The sequence below is a fragment of the Variovorax sp. KK3 genome, assembly GCF_001984055.1.
Lineage (GTDB): Bacteria > Pseudomonadota > Gammaproteobacteria > Burkholderiales > Burkholderiaceae_C > Variovorax.
In genome coordinates this window covers 143,679-162,197 of sequence record NZ_LYVO01000002.1, presented here as the reverse complement: position 1 = coordinate 162,197, position 18,519 = coordinate 143,679, and the positions used below count along the sequence as shown (strand labels likewise).

Sequence of the window (18,519 nt, the reverse complement as noted above, 5' to 3'; positions counted from 1 at the left end):
CAACGTCAACACCCTCCAGCAGGCCGCGCCTCCGCCGCCTGGCATTGGGCAAGCCGAGTCGCACGGCGATGTTCAATCAAGTGCCGTTCCCCGTTCCCCCGCGGGGGGCAGCGTCATACGAGCACACGCCTGGATGACGACGGACAACGACGACGAGCTGCACAACATCTTTCGCGAAGCCGTGGAAGACTATTGCCGGTACGAAGGCATCGATGACATCGACGCAGTTCTGGCCGGCGCCATCATCGTCCGAGACTCGCACTTCCTTCGCTTCGAGCTGCTGCACGAGTCGGCCCTGTGCCGAATCCTCATCACCATGCCGCGCCCGCCCGACGAGGTGGCGGCCGAGGCCTCGGCATGGATGCTGCGCGCCAACTTCGACGAGGCCAGCGACTACCTCCTCATGTTCAGCCTGCACCCGGACACCGGCGACCCCGTGTTGATGCTGCACGTGCCACCGCACAGGCTGATGGAAGCCGATTCGATCGGTGAAGCGGTCGACGCTGCACTCGAAGAGATCGATCGGTGGGAAGCACTGATCCAGAAGATGCGGCAGCAAACGTCTGCCGATCCGCACTTGTTTTTGTCACCCTGAGAACATGAGGCCCCATGACGTCTTCCAATGTGTCCCGCACGAACTTCCATGCTGGTCCGGATGCCCGAACACAGCGCGCGCAGCATCTCAAGAACGAAAAGAAGGCCCCCCCGACCGATGCCCAACGGAAACTCGAGATCGGCGGAAGCGACAAGCTTGCCAGGCAAGCCCTGAGCATCCTGGAGCCAAGCAACCGTACATGCGGAACGTGGACCGAAGACGGGGAACGACCCGAATCACTGGTCGACCCGGACGAGTCCGGACGATCTTGCGAGACGGACGACGAAAGCGGTATGTCGACGGCCTTCAGCAGCGAACCCTGTGAGTGGAACCACCATTCCCTGCAGACCGCCGAAGCCATTCACTGCGACAGCAAGACATACGAAGACACGCTCCGCCTGTTCGACAGGCTGTGGTCGAAGGAGTTGGCGTCAGGAAACCCCCGGCTCGAAGTCGTTCCCGGCAGCGGGCATCCAGAGCGTATTCCCCAGCTGCAAAAAAGACCGGAGTCTGAACTGCCCACGAGGTTCACGGCGCGGGCCAAGGCATTCACCGACGGTGCGAGCCGCAGTCTCAAGCGCGCCTACACCGCCGGCGTCACGAGCTTCAGGAACAACACGCACAAAAGACGCACCTCAGGGGCGCAGTTTGCACCCAAGCCCTTCGCGAACATCGTGTCCCCCGTGAGTCTCGATGTGCAAGCGCCCAGCAATGCAGTGTGGGCAGCCGCCTTCGGAACGCGCGGCGGCGGCGACGGCGTCTGCGTCGACGCCGGCATGGCCGCCGCCGCCGGCCCGATGGTGGTCGACATCGTTGCCACCATCCAAGGATCGATCGACTACCAAGAAAAAAAGTACCTGGCCAAACTCGTCTTTCTGGCAAACGCACACGGATGGCTGCAGTTCGTACACGGCAACCAGACGCCTGAGACTGCCCGGCAATACCTCGCTTGCGAGAATGCCAAGCAGTGGATTCCCGACGTCAGCAACAAGGTGGCCCGACAGCTCGAATTGCGCAATGACTATGCGACGGCACGCGACGCAGGCATGCAGCCGCTGGCTGTGGCCGTCAACACCGCGCATATCGCCGGCGGCGCAGTTCCGCTGGTGGGCAACGTGATCGGGCTGGTCAACGGCCCCATCGACGTGCGGCACGGGCAAGTGGAATTCGACGGCCAGCAAGCCCGCAAGAAGACACTCTCGAAGCGCCGTGAGGTCGCGGAGAAGCTCACCGAGCGTTGGCAGACGAGCGCGCCGGAGAGAGGCGAACGTGCCGTGATCTTGCGAGGCTACCAAAGAGCGCTGGAGAAAGGCATCAAGAAGACGCAATGGGAAAAGGGATTCGGGGCCATCAGAACGATCAAGGGAACGCTGAACACCGCCAACAACGCGGTTGCCCTGGGTGTCGGGATCGCAGCATTGGCAGGCGTTGCCGCCTTGGGACCGGCGGCCCTGGTCTTCCTCGGCATCGCTGCAGCGGTCGGGGGTATCTACTACGGCAGCGCGGCCGCCAAAATGAAGTTCCGCTCCGTTCAAGCCCACGCCATGAAGCGCGCCCAGCGCGACTTCAACGTCATTGCAGTGACGCACAAGCTCGATGGTCTCAAAGCGCTGATGAATGAGGCCGTCGACGAAGGCGCCGGGATTCACCCCGTCCACGTTCAGCGAGGCGAAGGCGACTTCAAGGCATCCGACCGAAAGGCCTTCGGCGGCACGCATCGCGGCAAGGTCGACCTGTTGCGCAGCCCCCAGGCTGCCGTCCATCTGATGGCCGCTCACCTCGACGGCTTTCTCGACAGTGATCTGGATTGGGACCAGCTCCAAAAGGACGAGCATGTTCAGTTCCTTCTGGAAATCGGCATGGAACCCTTGACCTTCAAGGCGATGATGATCGACGCGGCCAGCAAGAGCGACGTGCGGGAGCGAATGGCCGTGCTCAAGACCAGCATCGCCACGGCGATGCAGACAGAAGTCACCATCCGGGACGGCGTCGAACCCTGGCCGCATGTGTCGGTGTTCATGGCAAAGGTTCTCGACTGCGCACAGTTGGTTGGCGAATCGATCCTTGATTGGCGAGACGGCACCGACGAGGGGCCTCTTTCGGCTGAAATGAACGAAGCCGCAGGTGCACTCGAGGCACCCCTCGATGACCTGAAGCGAATAGCCGAGGATTTGCAGAGCGGCAAGTTCACATCCAAAGCGCAGCGACACGAAGCGCAGAGAGCATTCCTCAAAACGGCAGGCGACTACTTGGCGCGCCTGGAGACCGCCATCACCGTCGCGAAAGGCGCCGATGGCACGGTGTACGGCGAGGTCGCATTCATGGTCCGGAGCCAAACCGACGAAGCGCTGTTCATCACGGGCTTCAAGGAGACGATGAAGGAGCTGGTCGACTTCATCAAACCCGACTACGACCAGAACGTCGATCCGGTCACGCGCTTCTGCATCGGGCTGTACCGGGAGTTCGAAGACCCGGACGTCGGGCCAGGGCTGGGTGTGCTCGACGAGTCGAGCGCGCCGTCGGTAGACCTGACCGATGGGCCTGCCGTGATGCCCCCGCTTCCGTCCACGCCGATGCCCATGCCGATGTTGCCGCAGCTGCCACAGGCGATGCCGTCGCTTCCTCAGATGCCGCTTCCTCGGGTACCTCTCACGATGCCGACGCCGCCGCAGCAGCCACAGGCGATGCCATCGCTGTCGTTGATACCGCCAGTGCTCGTTCCGCCGCAGCGGCAGCTTCCCGCATTGCCGCCGCTGCCACTGCAAGTCCGGAACGATGGCGCCGCCCAGGCACGAAGGATGCCTGCGCTCGCGCTCAACGCCGTTGCTGCCGGCGCGCCGCAGGAGCGGACCGGCGCGCAGCAGCCACGCACGGCAGACACGCCCAGGCCTGGCGCAAGCATGCCCGAGCGCGGCGGTCGCACGATGCCGCGCAAAAGCCGCGACGTGCTGCCACCTCCCATTCGGCCATGACCACCGGCGCAGACCCGCGTCGAGCGCTACACCGTTCGTGCGCTTTGTAACGAAGCGACGGCCCGATGCCCAGCACAATGCGGCGCTCCAGCGCGACCGAGACAAGGCCTCGCGCTTCATCCCGCTTGTTCCGCATGCCCCGCACCATCCGCCTCATCCTCCTGTCCATCCGCGACCTGATTGCGTCCGCCGGCCCCATCGTCTTCATCGTCATCGGCCTACTGATCGCTGCCTACTGGTGGCTCGACCCGCAGCCGCCCCGCCGCGTGACGCTCGCGACCGGGCCCGCAGGCAGCGCGTATGCCGAGTTCGGCAAGCGCTACGCGGCGGCCTTGAAGGCCAACGGCATCGAGGTCGAGCTCAAGGCCACCGACGGCTCGCAAGACAACCTGCAGCTGCTGCGCAGCGGCGGCGCCGACGTGGGCTTCGTGCGCGGCGGCAGCGCCGACCCGGTGGCCGATGAAGAGGCCGGGCTGACGTCGCTGGGCAGCCTGTTCTACGAGCCGCTGTGGGTGTTCTACCGCGCCGACGCGGGCCGCGCGGTCGACCGCAAGACCGGGCGCCCGAGCTCGGTCGCGCAGTTCAAGGACCTGCGCGTCAACGTCGACAAACCCGGCAGCGGCGTACCCGAGATAATGGACCGGGTGTTCCGTGCCCACCACATGGAGCCGCAGACGCTGCAGTTGTCGAACCTCGAACAGACGCCCGCCACCGAAGCGCTCCAGGCCGGCCTGCTCGACGTGATCGTGCTGGCGTCGGCACCGCAGTCGCCGCTAGTGCAGCGGCTGCTGCGCGCGCCCGACATCCGGCTCATGGATTTCGACCAGGCCGACGCTTATTCACGGCGCTTCGCCTTTCTTCAGCCGGTGACATTGCCGCGCGGCGTGGTCGATCTCGCCATCGACCTGCCACCCGGCGACAAGACCATGCTGGCCGCCACGACCTCGCTGCTCGCGCGCGAGAAGACCCATCCCGCACTGCGCCAGCTGTTCGCGCAGAGCGCGCAGACTTTGCACAGCAGCGCCGGCTGGTTCAATCGTGCGCGGGACTTTCCGAACACGCGCACCAGCGAACTGCCGGTGAGCCCCGAAGGCGACCGCGCCATCAACGGCACGCCGCCCTTCTGGCAGCGCTACCTGCCCTTCTGGGCCAGCAACCTCGTCGAGCGCATGTGGCTGGTGCTGGGCGGCTTGCTGGTGCTGATGCTGCCGCTGTCGCGCGTGGTGCCGCCGCTCTACCAGTTTCGCGTGCGCCGCCGCGTGTTCCGCTGGTATGCCCGGCTGCGCGAGGTCGAGGCCAAGGTCGACGCGCGCGAGGGCGACCGCGACGAGTTGGTGAAGGAGCTCGACGACCTGGACCGCCGCGTCAACAAGGTGGCGGTGCCGCTGTCCTATGCGGAAGAGCTGTATGCGCTGCGGAACAACATCTATGCGGTGCGTAAGCGGTTGATGGCGACGTGGCCCCAGGCGGTGAAGTGAGGCGCAGCCATCACTGCTGCACCCGCAACAGCTTCCCGTTGGCACTGTCGGTCAACAGATAGAGCCATCCATCCGGCCCCTGCCGCACGTCGCGTATGCGCTCGCCTCGATCGGCCAGCAGGCGCTCGCGCGCGACCACCGTGTTGCCGTTGAGCGTGAGCCGCCACAGCGCGGTGCCAGCCAGCGCGCCGACGAACAGGCTGCCCTTCCAGTCAGGCAGCGCGTCGCCCGTGTAGAAGGCCATTCCGCTGGGTGCGATGGACGATTTCTGCGTGCCAGGCGTCCAGGCCGAGCCGTCACTTTTTTCCCAGTAGGTCAGCGGCTGTTCCATGCCGGCTTTGGCCGTGCCTTCGCCGATTTGCGTGAGCGTGCCGTATTCCTGGCCGTAGCTGATGACGGGCCAGCCGTAGTTCCGGCCGGGCAGCGCCAGGTTGACCTCGTCGCCGCCCTGCGGGCCGTGCTCGTCGACCCACAAATCGCCGGTCGTCGGATGCAGCGCTGCGCCCTGCACGTTGCGGTGGCCATAGCTCCATATCTGCGGCAACGCTCCCGCAACGCCGAAATTGGGATTGCCCGCGGCCGGTGCGCCGTCGGTCGTGATGCGCATCACCTTGCCGTGGCCGCGGGTCAGGTCCTGCGAAAAGCCGCGCTGGTCGTTGTTGAGGCGCTCGCCCAGCGTCACGAACAGGTTGCCGCCGCGGTCGAAGACCAGCCGCGAGCCGAAGTGCGAGGTGCTCTGCGCCCTCGGCAACTGCCGGAAGATCACGGTCACGTTGGCAAGCGTGCGTGCAGTCACGTCGAGTTCGGCGCGTGCGACCGCCGTACTGTTGAGGCTGGCATTGCCCCCATCGCGCTCGGCATAGCTGAAGTAGATGCGGCGATTGGTCGTGAAGCCTGGATCGACGGCCACATCGAGCAGGCCGCCCTGCCCCGCCGAGTCGACGGTGGGCAGGCCGTTGACCTGGTCGGCACCGCCGTTGACCGGCGAGCCGTCGGCATTGCGCAGGCGCAACTGACCACTGCGTTGGGTGATCAGCAGTTTGCCGTCGGGCAAGAAGGCCAAACTCCAGGGCGTGTTGAGGCCACTGGCCAACTCGACCACCTTGACCTGCATCGGGCCGGACGGCGGTGGCGCGCCGGCCACGGGTGGCGCTGCGGGGCCGGCCGCGGGGCCGGGCGCAGGCGCGGGTGCTGGAGAAGGTGCCGGGGCCGGCGTGGGCCCGGCCGCGCCGGTGACGCCGAAGCCACCGAGCGCGACGCTGCCGCCACCGCCTCCACCCCCGCAGCTTGCGAGAAGCACCATCGACGCTGCCATGCACCGGATCGCTGCCGCCATGTCCGCTCCTTGTTGGCGCCACGGGCGCCAGGACCGCCATGTGAGCGCAGACCGGCTGCGCCGGCAATAGGACGAAACCGCGTTGCTCGACGACTCGACCGCCTTACGGTTTACGGCTTAAGGCTTACTTGAGCGCCTTGAAGCGCATGCGGTGCGGCTTGGCGCCTTCTTCACCCAGGCGCTTCTTCTTGTCGGCTTCGTACTCCTGGTAGTTGCCGTTGAAGAAGGTCCACTGGCTGTCGCCTTCGGCCGCCAGGATGTGGGTGGCGATGCGGTCGAGGAACCAGCGGTCATGGCTGATGACGAGCACCGAGCCCGCGAATTCGAGCAGCGCGTCTTCGAGCGCGCGCAGCGTCTCGACGTCAAGGTCGTTCGAGGGTTCGTCGAGCATCAGCACGTTGCCGCCCGCGATCAGCGTCTTGGCCAGGTGCAGGCGGCCGCGCTCGCCACCGGACAGCGTGCCGACCTTCTTCTGCTGGTCGGAACCGTTGAAGTTGAAACGACCGGCATAGGCGCGGCTCGCCATCTGGAACTTGCCGACGTTGATGATGTCGAGGCCGTTCGAGATGTCTTCCCACACGGTCTTCTCGTTGCCGAGCGCGTCGCGGGTCTGGTCGACGAAGGCCATCTTGACGGTCGAGCCGATCACCACTTCGCCGGTGTCCGGCTTTTCCTTGCCCGCGATCAGCTTGAACAGCGTCGACTTGCCGGCACCGTTCGGGCCGATGATGCCGACGATGGCGCCCGCGGGAATCTCGAAGCTCAGGTTGTCGATGAGCACGCGGTCGCCGAAGGACTTGGTGACGTTCTTGAACTCGATCACCTGGTTGCCCAGGCGCTCGGCGACAGGAATGAAGATTTCCTGCGTCTCGTTGCGGCGCTGGTATTCGAAGTCGCTCAGTTCCTCGAAGCGGGCCAGGCGCGATTTGCTCTTGGCCTGGCGCGCCTTGGGGTTCTGGCGCGACCACTCGAGCTCCTTCTTCAGGGCCTTGGCGTGGGCTTCTTCGCTCTTCTGCTCCTGCGCCAGGCGTTCGCCCTTCTGCTCGAGCCAGGTGCTGTAGTTGCCCTTCCAAGGGATGCCGCGACCGCGGTCGAGTTCGAGAATCCACTCGGCCGCGTTGTCGAGGAAGTAGCGATCGTGGGTGATCGCGACCACGGTGCCCGGAAAGCGCTGCAAAAAGACTTCGAGCCACTCGACCGATTCGGCGTCCAGGTGATTGGTGGGTTCGTCGAGCAGCAGCATGTCGGGCTTCGACAGGAGCAACCGGCACAGCGCCACGCGGCGCTTTTCGCCGCCCGACAGCACGCCGATGTTGGCTTCCCACGGCGGCAGGCGCAGCGCGTCGGCGGCGATCTCGAGTTGGTGCTCCGAATCGGTGCCGGCGGTCGCGATGATGGCTTCGAGCTCGGCCTGCTCGGCCGCCAGCGCGTCGAAGTCGGCGTCTTCGGCACCATAGGCCACGTAGACCTCTTCGAGCCGCGCCTTGGCCGCATACACCGCGCCCATCGCCTCTTCGACCGACTCGCGGACCGTGTGCGCCGCGTTCAGCTTCGGCTCCTGTTCGAGGTAGCCGATGGTCAGGCCCGGCATGGGCAGCGCCTCGCCATCGATCTCCTTGTCGATGCCGGCCATGATCTTGAGCAGCGAGGACTTGCCCGAGCCGTTCAGGCCCAGCACGCCGATCTTGGCGCCCGGGAAAAAGGAAAGCGAAATGTCCTTCAAGATCTGCCGCTTGGGCGGCACGGTCTTGCTGACCTTGTTCATGGTGTAGACGTACTGGGCCATGGCTATCTTTGTTTGGGTGAAATCAGCTTGAGCTTGGGAAAATAGGTCTTGTAGCGCGCTCGGTCGCGCGACACGAGGGTGCACCCCAGATGTTGGGCATGGGCCCCGATGTAGAAATCCGGCAGTAGCGAAGTACGCGTGCCGCCGGCCTTGCGGTACTTGTGGAACGCCACCGCAGCGCCTCGCGCCGCAGAGTACGGGAGGTCCAACCTTTCGTACAACCTTGGAGGGAGCGCTGCGTCTGCGTCACGGTCCGAACTGAAGTACACCGAAACCTCGGCGTAAATCAGCGGATTGATCGCTAGCTTACCGCGGGTCAGGCAATCCGTGATGGCGGCGGCTGACCACTCCATCCAGTTACGGTCTTCGTGGATAACGTCGATCAGCACGTTGCTGTCGATGAGGAACAGTTCGCCGGCCTCACCGCTCGCCACGTGTCATCTCCAGCCATTCGTCGGCAGACAACTCAAGCTTGGACGTTCCACTGCCGCGCAGAAGTGCGATTGCTTCTTCGCCGGGAGTGGAGGCCCGCTTGACGGGCTTCACCACGATCTGCTTGTTGCGATACTCAAATTCGACCTCGTCATACGGCTTGAGGCCGGCGAGTTCGCGGATGTTCTGGGGGATTGTCACTTGCCCCTTCGATGTAAGTCGCATGTCGCGCCTGCAGTAATACTGTTCAAGTAAGAGTCTAACGCAGAACGAACCTGGCCAGGTCGGAAGGCGGGTCGCTTCAAATCCTGCCGCGGTCTGATGAAACACACTTGGAGCCGGGTCGGCCCGGGGCATGACCGTAGCGCTTGCAGCGCAGCTGACGCCCCCGCGCGCTGCTATTCTTCGCCCCCATGATTGCAGCCCCCGCCGGTAGTGCCTTCGAGCAGGCCAAGCAGCTCTTTCTCGACGGGCTCAAGGCCTTCAATGCCCAGCGATACGAAGAAGCGGAGTTCCACTTCCGCTCGTCGCTCGCGCTCCTGCCCGGAAGGGTCTCGACCCTCATCAACCTTGCGGCGACGCTGATCAAGCGTGTGAAGCCGCAGGAAGCATTGGAGGCGGCCGACCAGGTTCTGGCCGTCGAGCCCGACAACGCCGAGGCCTGGTTCCACAAGGCCAATGCGCTTTCTCAACTGGGCCAACACCAGGAAGCCCTGGCCGGATTCGAGAAGGTCTTGGCGGCGGGCACGCTGCCGGCCGCCGAGCCGTGGTTCTGCCATGGCCAGACGCTGCAGGCGCTCGACCAGCCACAGCAGGCGCTGGTGTCCTATCAACGCGCCTTGGCCGCCAACCCGAAGATGGCGCAAGCCTGGAGCAACCGCGGCGGCATCCTGCGGGAAATGCAGCGCAACGAGGAAGCCGCAGAAGCCTTCAGGCAAGCGCTGGCGCACGGGGCCGATGCCGATCTGCATCGCTTCTACCTGGCCTCGGTGTCGGCCCAGCCCCTGCCGCCTACCGCCCCGGCCAACTACGTCGAGACGCTGTTCGACGACTATGCAGACGACTTCGACGCGCATCTGGTGGACGTGCTCGGCTACCGGGCGCACAACACGCTGGTCGGGCACCTGGCGGCGATTCGCGGCGGGCCGTACCGCTCGACGCTGGACCTGGGCTGCGGCACGGGCCTGTGCGCGCCGCTGCTCAAGCCGATGACGCAGCGCCTCGTGGGTGTCGACCTGTCGAGCCTGATGCTCGAGAAGGCCCGCGCGCTCAACCTCTACGACGAACTCGTGCATGCCGACATCGTCGCGCACCTGCTGCAGACCCAGGAACGCCACGACCTGGTCGCATCCGCCGACGTCTTCATCTACGTCGGCGACCTCGATCCAGTGTTCGCGGCATTGGAGCGCGCGATGGAACCCGGCGGCATCTTCTGCTTCTCCGCCGAAAGCGCCTCCAGCGAGCGCCCCGATTTCGAGCTGCTGCCCAGCCTGCGCTACGCCCATTCGGAGCGCTACCTGCGCACGCTGGCCGAGCGCCGCGGCTTCGACGTTCTGCACCTGGTGCGTTCGCCGATTCGCGAAGACCAGCGCACGTCCATCCCGGGCATGTACGTTTACCTGAAACGCCGCTGAACCCGGGCCCCGGGAGGGCCCATTCGAACTCATGCGACAATTCAGGCCGTTGCCGGGTCCAGTTGCCCGCAACACCGGCTCCCTGCCGGGGACGAAGAAGGCCCACCCAAAGGCTTTCGGGCTCCACACCTTACCTTCATCTGCCCCTACTGGCCCCGCGTCGACAAGCACGACGCGCGGGTAGGCCGATACCACCGCGCCGTGCAAAGGCGCTTGTTTGACATCAATGAACTTTGACGATCTGAAGTTGGCCCCGGCCATCTTGAAAGCCGTGCACGAGCAAGGCTACGAAACGCCCACCCCGATCCAGGCCCAGGCGATTCCCGTGGTGCTCGATGGCCACGACCTGCTGGGCGGCGCCCAGACCGGCACCGGCAAGACCGCTGCCTTCACCCTCCCCCTGCTGCACAAGCTCACGATGAGCCGCAGCGCCACCAACAAGTTCGGCGGCACCGGCGTTCGCGCCCTCGTACTCACCCCCACCCGCGAACTCGCGGCGCAGGTCGAGGAATCGGTTCGCACCTACGGCAAGTACCTGCAGCAAAGCTCCACCGTGATCTTCGGTGGCGTGGGCATGAACCCGCAGATCGACCGCTTGAAGCGCGGCGTCGACATCCTGGTGGCCACCCCCGGCCGCCTGCTCGACCTGCAACAGCAGGGCATGCTGGACCTGTCGACCGTGCAGATCCTGGTGCTCGACGAAGCCGATCGCATGCTCGACATGGGCTTCATCCACGACGTGAAGAAGATCCTGGCGCTGATGCCGGAACAGAAGCAAAGCCTGCTGTTCTCCGCCACCTTCAGCGACGAGATCCGCGACCTGGCAGCCCGGCTGCTGCGCAACCCGCAAAGCGTTCAAGTTACGCCACGCAACACCACCGTGCAGCGCATCACGCAAGTGATCCACCCGGTGGGCCGCGGCAAGAAGAAGGCGCTGCTCGCGCACATCATCAGCGAGCACAACTGGAGCCAGGTGCTGGTGTTCACGCGCACCAAGTTCGGCGCCAACAGCGTCGCCGAATTCCTGACCAAGAACGGCATCGAGGCGATGGCGCTGCACGGCAACAAGAGCCAGAGCGCGCGCACCCAGGCGCTGGCCGGCTTCAAGAGCGGCGACATCCGCGCGCTGGTGGCCACCGACATCGCAGCGCGCGGCATCGACATCGACGAACTGCCGCACGTCGTGAACTACGAAGTCCCCAACATCAGCGAAGACTACGTGCACCGCATCGGCCGCACCGGCCGCGCCGGTGCCAGCGGCGAGGCGGTCAGCCTGGTGTGCCTGGACGAAGAAGGCTTCATGCAGGAGATCGAGCGCTTCACCAAGCAGCAGATCCCGGTGAAGGTGATCGAAGGCTTCGGCCCCGAAGAAGGCGAACGCGCCGAGCCCATCGCCATGGGCCGCCAGACCCTGTGGGGCGGCGCCGGCCGCCCGCCGAGCCGTGACGTGATGCAGGCCGCCGCCAAGGCTGCGCGCCAGGAAATGATGCAGCGCATCCGCGACAACAAGGCCACGCAGGGCGAACGCGGTGGCAACGGCGGCAATGGTGGCAACGGTGGCCAGCGCCGTGGCAACGGCGGCGGCCAGGGCGCCCAGGCGGGCCGCAACGGTGGCGGCCAGGGGCAAGGCCAAGGCCCGCGCGCCCAGTCGGGTCGCGGCGGCCAAGGCCCGGCACGCACGCCGCACCACGCCCCTCATCACGCGCCGCACCACGCACAGCACCATGTGCCGCACGAAGAGCGCCAGCCGCGCCATCACGGCAACAGCCACAGCCCCACGCAGGCCGATGCGCTGGCGCACCAACGCGCCGAGGCGATCGTCGGTGCCGCAGGCCAGCCTGATCCGTTGCGCACCAGCGTCGACAGCTTCGGCGGGCGCGGGCGTCGCGGCGGTGGTGGCGGCGGTGGCAATCGTTCGGGCGGCGGCGGTGGCGGCCGTTCGGGCGGCGGACGCTCCGGCGGTGGTGGCTACGGCGGCGGTGGCCGTTCCTACGGCCGCTGATCGGCCGAGAGTCTGGATACGAGGGCGCTGCGGCGCCCTTTTTTCATGCCTGCTCGGCCGGCGTTCGGGTCACGCGTACGTCACGCGCGCTTCATAGCATGCCCGCATCGACCCAGGAGCGGAGCAACCCATGCGCATCTCGTTGAAACATGCCGCACTCGCCGGCGCCGTCGCCGCAGCGCTGCTGTCGGCCTGCGGTGGTGGCGGTGGCGGCGGCTTTCCGTTCGTCCTGCCTAGCGTCGGGGGTGGCACGCCGAACACGCCGCCGCCCACGCCACCAACGCCCACGCCCCCTGAAAAGATGGACGTGAAGCTCATCAGCTTCAACGATCTGCATGGAAACCTGGAGCCGCCCAAGGTCTCGATCAGCGCACCCGCCACCGGGGGCGGCACGGTCTCCGTGCCCGCCGGTGGCGTGGCGTACATGGCCACCGCCGTTGCCGCGCTGAAGGCGCGAAACCCGAACAACGCCGTCGTATCGGCCGGCGACATGATCGGTGCTTCGCCGCTGGTGTCGTCCTTGTTCCTGGACGAGCCGACCATCGAGGCCGTCAACGAAATGAAGATCGACTTCAACGCGGTCGGCAATCATGAGTTCGACAAAGGCCAGACCGAACTGCTGCGCATGAAGAACGGCGGCTGCGCGAAGAACACGCCGCTCGAGCCTTGCCGCGTCAACAAGGCCTTCCCGGGCGCCAACTTCGGCTTTCTGGCGGCCAACACCGTCAAGGGGGACGGCAACACCCTTTTCCCCGCGACCGGCATCAAGAGCTTCACGCAGGACGGGGCGACGGTGAAGGTGGGCTTCATCGGCATGACGCTCAAGGGCACGCCGACCATCGTGACGCCGTCCGGCGTGGCCGGCCTGACGTTCAAGGACGAGGCGGACACCGCCAACGCCTTGATTCCGCAGCTCAAGTCGCAGGGCGCCGATGCGATCGTGGTCGTGGTTCACGAAGGCGCCACCACCACGGTGGGATACAACGACAAGAGCTGCGCGGGCTTGTCAGGCGACGTGCTGCCCATCCTCGACAGGCTCGATCCCGCAGTCGACGTCGTGATCTCGGGCCACACCCACCGCGCCTATGTGTGCGACTACGGGAAGATGAACGCCGCCAAGCCTTTCCTGCTGACCAGCGCGGGCCAGTACGGCACGCTGCTCACCGACATCGACCTGACCATCGACACCCGCACGCGCAAGGTCACGGCCAAGTCGGCCAACAACGTGATCGTGCAGAGCGAAGCCTTCACGAGCGGCGCCGCCACCGTGGCCACGACCGATCAATACCCGGTGTTCGCCAAGAACCAGACCGTCGCCGCGCTTATCGCGAATTACGCAGCCGTGGCCGCGCCGCTGGTGCAGCGCGTGGTGGGCCAGCTGACCGGCCCCGCCACCCGCACCTCGTCTCCTTCGCGCGAGAGCCCGCTGGGCAACCTGATCGCCGACGCGCAGTTGGCCGCCACCGCCGCGCCGTCGAAGGGCGGCGCTCAAATCGCTTTCATGAACCCCGGCGGCGTGCGCGCCGACCTCACGCCCGCGGCCAGCGGCGACGTGAGCTACGGCCAGATCTTCACGGTTCAGCCCTTCGGCAACAGCCTGGTGGTCAAGACCATGACCGGCGCGCAGATCCGCGCCGTGCTCGAACAGCAGTTCAACAGCGGCGCCAACACCGTGGCCCAGCCGCGCGTGCTGCTGCCTTCCAGGTCGCTCAGCTACAGCTACGACTTGTCGAAGGCGGCCGGCTCCCGCATCACGGCGATGGCGCTCAACGGCACCGCGATGAGCGACGCCACCACCTACCGCGTGACGATGAACAGCTTCCTGGCCACGGGCGGGGACAACTTCACCGTGTTCAACCAGGGCACGGACGCGCTCGGCGGCGACCAGGACGTCGACGCGCTGGAGGCCTACATCGCGGCCAACAGCCCGCTGGCGCCGCCAGCCACCACCCGCATCACCAACCTCACGCCGTGAGGCCCTGGCGGCGTTCGGCGCTCAGTTCAGGCGCCGCCCGCTCTGCCGATCGAACAGGTGCGCGCTGTCGGCGCGGATCGCTAGGCCGACCTGGTCGTCCGGCTTGGCGTTGACCCGCCCGTGCACCACCAGGCCGATGCGGGCATCGCCGACTTGCACGAGCAGTTCCGTTTCGTTGCCGGTCGGCTCGACCACGATCACCCGTGCCGGCACGCCGCTGCTCGCGTCACCCAGCACGATGTCGCCGGGCCGGATGCCGTAGTGCACCGGCTGGCCGTCGGACGCGCCGTCCGCCATGGGCGCCGGCCAGTGCGCGCCGTGGGCTTCGACCACATGGCCTGCGCCGTTGCGCCGCAGCGTGCCTTCGACCACGTTCATCGACGGCGAGCCGATGAACTGCGCGACGAACAGGTTGTCGGGCCGGTCGTAGAGCGCCAATGGCGTGCCGATCTGTTCGACGATGCCGTCGTGCATCACCACGATGCGGTCGGCCATGGTCATCGCTTCGATCTGGTCGTGCGTAACGTAGACGGTGGTTGTCTTGAGACGCTGGTGCAGCGCCTTGATCTCGGCGCGCATCGCCACGCGCAGTTTTGCGTCGAGGTTGGACAAGGGCTCGTCGAAGAGAAAGACCTTGGGGTCGCGCACGATCGCCCGGCCCATGGCCACGCGCTGCCGCTGCCCGCCCGAGAGTTCGCGCGGATAGCGTTGCAGCAGCGCATCGAGGTTCAGGATCTTCGCGGCGTCGGCCACGCGCTGGTCGGTGACGGACTTGTCGGCGTGGCGAAGGCGCAGGCTGAAGCCCATGTTCTCGCCCACCGTCATGTGCGGGTAGAGCGCATAGCTCTGGAACACCATTGCGATATCGCGGTCCTTGGATTCGAGATCGTTGACCACGCGGCCGTCGATCAGGATCTCGCCGTCGGTGATGTCTTCCAGGCCCGCCAGCATGCGCAGCAGGGTCGATTTGCCGCAGCCCGAGGGGCCGACCAGCACCACGAATTCGCCGTCGGCGATGTCGAAGCCCAGGCCCTGGATGATCTGGGTCTTGCCGAAGGACTTCTTGACGTTGCGGAAGGATACGGTCGCCATGGATTTCTTCCTCAGCTCTTCACGGCGCCGGCCGTGAGGCCGCCCACCATGTAGCGCTTGAATGCGTAGTAGATGGCCGCGGGCGGCAGCGCATAGATCAGGCCGGTGGCCATCAGCAACTCCCACGGCGAATCGTCGGCCGCGAGGAAGTTGCCTAGCGCTACGGCCAGCGTGACGCTGCGATCGTTCGACAGCAGCAGGAAAGCGTAGAGGTACTCGTTCCACGCCAGCAGCAGCGAATAGGTGCCCACCGCCACCAGCGACGGAACCATCAGCGGCAGGTACACCAGGCGGAACAGTTGCAGCGGCGACGCGCCGTCCATGCGTGCGGCCTCGTCGAGCTCGTAGGGCAGCTTGTCCGAGGCCTGCTTGAGCACCCAGATGCAGTACGGCGACGCGATCGTCACCATCGCCAGGATGAGCGACCACTGGCTGTTGAGCAGGCCGTAGTTGCCCATGGTCTTGTACATGGGCACGGCCAGAAAGGCCGCCGGAATGAAATAGGTGAACAGCGCCATGTTCATCACCGTGCGGCCGCCGCGCACCTTGAGCCGGCTGATCGCGAAGGCCGCGGTGGTGGCCACGAAGAGCGTCAGCACACCCACCGACAGCGCGATGATCAGCGAGTTGCCGAGCTGCACCCAGAAGTGGTCGAGGTAGAAATGCTTCTGCTCGAACACGATGCGGAAGTTGTTGAGCGTCGGCGAAGTGGGCCACAGCCGGCCCGATGTCGCCGAGTCGCGCGGCGAGATCGCGAACAGCACCATGTGGTAGACGGGGATCAACGTCCACAGCAGCACGGGAATGCCGATGAGCAGGAGCTTCGCCTCCGTTCCCACGGACTTGAGCGTCATGGGGCGGCTCATTTCGACAGCCTCTTCATCATGAAGTAGACGAGAGGCAACACCAGCGGCATCGCCACAACGATGGAAGCCATAGACAGGTCCACCTGATCGAGCCGCAGATAACGGATGCCCAACGTCGCCAGCACATGCGTCAGGTCGGCCGGCCCACCCCCGGTCAGCAGGTAGACGCTGTTGAAGTCGCCCAGCGTCCAGATCATCGAAAGAATGGTCGACGTCAGGTACAGCGTGCGCAGCGATGGCCAGCTGATGAAGCGGAACTTCTGCCACGACGTGGCGCCGTCGACCGAGGCCGCCTCGTACTGCTCGCTCGGGATCGCCAGCCGCCCGGCCACCAGGATGAGCGTCCAGAAAGGCAGCGACTTCCAGATGTGCATGAGCATCGCGAAGCTCAGCGCCAGCGTCGGGTCGTTGAGCCAGTTGGGCCCATCCGCGCCGGTCAGGCGGAAGATGGTGGTGTTGATCACGCCCCACTCCGGGTTGAGCATGAAGCGCACCGAGAGAATGGTCGGAATCGAGGGCATCGCCCAGGGCAGGATGAAGATGCCGGCCAAGATCTTGATCCACCAGCGCGACTGCACGAAGAAGCCCGAGAGCACCAGCGCCAGCAGCATCTTCACGTTGATGGCGACCACCAGGAACACGATGGTGTTGACCACCGACCGGAAGAAGATCGGATCGTCCACCAGGTGTACGTAGCTCTGCGGATGCCGGGCCAGCCACAGGCCGTAGCACACCGGGTAGAGCACGAACACCGCGAAGATCAGCAAGTAGGGCGCGACCATGAGCCGCCCCCAGAACTGCCAGCGGCCCGGGCGCGCGTCGGCTGGCGCGGCGCCGGCCGCGGCACCGGCCACGGCAGTCGTGGTGGAGCTCATGGAAGATTCCCCTCGCAGCGCCTCAGCGCGCGACCACCTTGATGCGCTCGATCATCTCGTCGACCGCCTTGTCCACCGGCACCTTGTCGTTGATGACGCGGTTCATCGCCTTGGCCCACACGTTCTCGTTGTTGAGCACGGTGAACTTGTAGTTCTTGGTGAATTCGAAGGGCACGGTGCCGTTCGCGTACTGGTTGAACACCGATTGGCGGTGCGGGTCGGCCTTCCAGAAATCACGCGCCTGGCCGGCCTTGGTCACCGGGAACCAGCGGCCCAGCGAGCCCTCGACGTACGGCGTGAGGTTTTCTTCCTGCATGAGGAAGGTCACGAACTCCTTGGCGCGCTTCTTGTTCTTGGCGTCCTTGAAGATCACGCCGGTCTTCACCGCCGTGCGGTAGATCATCTTGGTGCCGTCGGGCTTGCTCGGGAAGCCGGCCGTGCGAATGCGCTCGGTGAAGTTCTTCTTCGCTTCTTCGCGCTGCTCGGGCGTGAGCGATGCGTTGTTCATGTCGTCGAGCCACTTGGCGGCGATCGAGATGGTCGCGTTGTGCGTCATCACGGTCGTCTTGTTGTGGAAGGCGACGTTGTTGTCCGGGTCCTTCCAGCTGGTGGACGAAGGCGGCGTGCAGCCCTTGGTGTAGGGCGCGGTGTAGTCGGTGAGCGCGCCGATCAGGCCGGTGCGCACCTTCGGGTCGTCGACCAGCAGCTTGCCGCTGTCGTTGACCAGCTGCACGTTGTACGCGTCCATGAAGGTCAGGAAGGAATAGAAGGAGTCGCTCGCGTCCACGCCCATCGGCATGCCGATGCCGAAGGTGCGCTTGCCGCTCTTCTGGCGGCTGGCCGGCTGCACCTTGTCGCACCAGAACGACCAGTATTCCTTCCAGGTGGTCGGAATGTCCGATTCCTTGAAGCCCGCCTCCGTCAGCATGTCGATCCAGTACTCGATGTGCATCGTCTGCTGCTTGATCGGAAAGGCGTAATACGCCTTCGACTTGCTCTGGTCGTTGTAGAGGAAGGTGGTCTCGACCGTGTTCGTCGCGAAGCGGCTCGCCATCGGCGAGATGACGCTGCTGATGTCTTCGAGCTTGCCGTCGAAGGCCCACTTGCCGGTGACCTGGAAGTCGTAGACGTCGGCGTAGGCCACGTCGGGCGGGCTGCCGGAGTCGAGCGCCGAGACGGTCTTGGGAATCATGTCCTGCACCGGGTACTGCGAAAGCTCGACCTTCACGCCCTTGTGCTTGTCCTCGAACTTCTTGATGGCCGCGAACAGCGCATCGTCTTCCGCCTTGTAGAAGCCCTTGACCCACCAGACGGTGAGCTTCTCCTGCGCGGCGGCCTGGCCCGCGAAGGCCAGGCCTAGCGCGGCGACGACGGGGATCATGAGTGCCTTGAGTTTCATGCTGTGTCTCCTCTTCGGTTCGATGGAATGCTCGGTGGGCGAGCGGACTGGGAACGGGAAACGGTGCGGCCGCAGCC

Annotated in this window: 14 protein-coding genes; 6 read left to right on the top strand and 8 right to left on the bottom strand. The window is 65.6% G+C overall.

All coding sequences use genetic code 11. The features are described 5' to 3' along the window. The first annotated feature begins 133 nt into the window (after window positions 1-133). From B0W80_RS01840 to B0W80_RS01830, 3 genes are all read left to right on the top strand, one after another. The gene (locus B0W80_RS01840) at window positions 134-595 is read left to right on the top strand and encodes a hypothetical protein (RefSeq protein WP_076997384.1); all 462 of its coding nucleotides are present in this window, start codon (window positions 134-136) and stop codon (window positions 593-595) included. A 14-nt stretch (window positions 596-609) separates the two neighbouring features. Then, window positions 610-3,567, top strand: coding sequence for a hypothetical protein (locus B0W80_RS01835; RefSeq protein WP_143684435.1), 2,958 nt, complete (start codon window positions 610-612; stop codon window positions 3,565-3,567). A 134-nt stretch (window positions 3,568-3,701) separates the two neighbouring features. Beyond that, entirely contained in the window at window positions 3,702-5,045 is a 1,344-nt protein-coding gene (locus tag B0W80_RS01830) for a TAXI family TRAP transporter solute-binding subunit (protein ID WP_076997382.1), read from the top strand. Window positions 5,046-5,055: 10 nt separating this feature from the next. Here B0W80_RS01830 and B0W80_RS01825 read toward each other — a convergent pair whose 3' ends face one another. The 4 genes from B0W80_RS01825 to B0W80_RS35325 all read right to left on the bottom strand — a co-directional run bounded on the left by B0W80_RS01825 (window position 5,056) and on the right by B0W80_RS35325 (window position 8,824). Next, window positions 5,056-6,381 (bottom strand): PQQ-dependent sugar dehydrogenase, encoded by a 1,326-nt coding sequence (locus B0W80_RS01825; protein WP_256856442.1) that lies wholly within the window; start codon window positions 6,379-6,381, stop codon window positions 5,056-5,058. 124 nt (window positions 6,382-6,505) lie between these two features. After that, window positions 6,506-8,167 (bottom strand): energy-dependent translational throttle protein EttA, encoded by a 1,662-nt coding sequence (gene ettA / locus B0W80_RS01820; RefSeq protein WP_076997381.1) that lies wholly within the window; start codon window positions 8,165-8,167, stop codon window positions 6,506-6,508. Between the two features lie 2 nt (window positions 8,168-8,169). Next, window positions 8,170-8,601, bottom strand: coding sequence for a type II toxin-antitoxin system VapC family toxin (locus tag B0W80_RS01815; protein WP_218668865.1), 432 nt, complete (start codon window positions 8,599-8,601; stop codon window positions 8,170-8,172). Then, window positions 8,588-8,824 (bottom strand): AbrB/MazE/SpoVT family DNA-binding domain-containing protein, encoded by a 237-nt coding sequence (locus tag B0W80_RS35325; protein ID WP_076997380.1) that lies wholly within the window; start codon window positions 8,822-8,824, stop codon window positions 8,588-8,590. Before B0W80_RS35325 ends, B0W80_RS01815 begins: the two co-directional genes overlap by 14 nt. A 188-nt stretch (window positions 8,825-9,012) precedes the next feature. Between B0W80_RS35325 and B0W80_RS01805 the strand changes: the two genes are divergently transcribed. From B0W80_RS01805 to B0W80_RS01795, 3 genes are all read left to right on the top strand, one after another. Next, the gene (locus tag B0W80_RS01805) at window positions 9,013-10,233 is read left to right on the top strand and encodes a tetratricopeptide repeat protein (RefSeq protein ID WP_076997379.1); all 1,221 of its coding nucleotides are present in this window, start codon (window positions 9,013-9,015) and stop codon (window positions 10,231-10,233) included. Window positions 10,234-10,459: 226 nt separating this feature from the next. Next, window positions 10,460-12,235, top strand: coding sequence for a DEAD/DEAH box helicase (locus B0W80_RS01800; protein WP_076997378.1), 1,776 nt, complete (start codon window positions 10,460-10,462; stop codon window positions 12,233-12,235). Between the two features lie 130 nt (window positions 12,236-12,365). Beyond that, the gene (locus B0W80_RS01795) at window positions 12,366-14,210 is read left to right on the top strand and encodes a bifunctional UDP-sugar hydrolase/5'-nucleotidase (protein ID WP_076997377.1); all 1,845 of its coding nucleotides are present in this window, start codon (window positions 12,366-12,368) and stop codon (window positions 14,208-14,210) included. 21 nt (window positions 14,211-14,231) lie between these two features. On the opposite strand, the gene B0W80_RS01790 is transcribed toward B0W80_RS01795, so the two are convergent. From B0W80_RS01790 to B0W80_RS01775, 4 genes are read right to left on the bottom strand one after another with little or no spacing between them, the layout of a single operon-like run. Further along, window positions 14,232-15,302, bottom strand: a complete 1,071-nt coding sequence (locus B0W80_RS01790; RefSeq protein ID WP_076997376.1) for an ABC transporter ATP-binding protein — start codon at window positions 15,300-15,302, stop codon at window positions 14,232-14,234. 11 nt (window positions 15,303-15,313) lie between these two features. Beyond that, complete coding sequence (locus B0W80_RS01785) at window positions 15,314-16,156, bottom strand: carbohydrate ABC transporter permease (RefSeq protein WP_256856441.1); 843 nt, start codon at window positions 16,154-16,156, stop codon at window positions 15,314-15,316. A gap of 8 nt (window positions 16,157-16,164) precedes the next feature. Then, window positions 16,165-17,043: a carbohydrate ABC transporter permease gene (locus B0W80_RS01780; protein ID WP_076997374.1), complete on the bottom strand. Its 879-nt coding sequence runs from the start codon at window positions 17,041-17,043 to the stop codon at window positions 16,165-16,167. A gap of 22 nt (window positions 17,044-17,065) precedes the next feature. Next, window positions 17,066-18,442, bottom strand: coding sequence for an ABC transporter substrate-binding protein (locus B0W80_RS01775; protein ID WP_076997373.1), 1,377 nt, complete (start codon window positions 18,440-18,442; stop codon window positions 17,066-17,068). Between the last annotated feature and the right edge of the window lie 77 nt (window positions 18,443-18,519).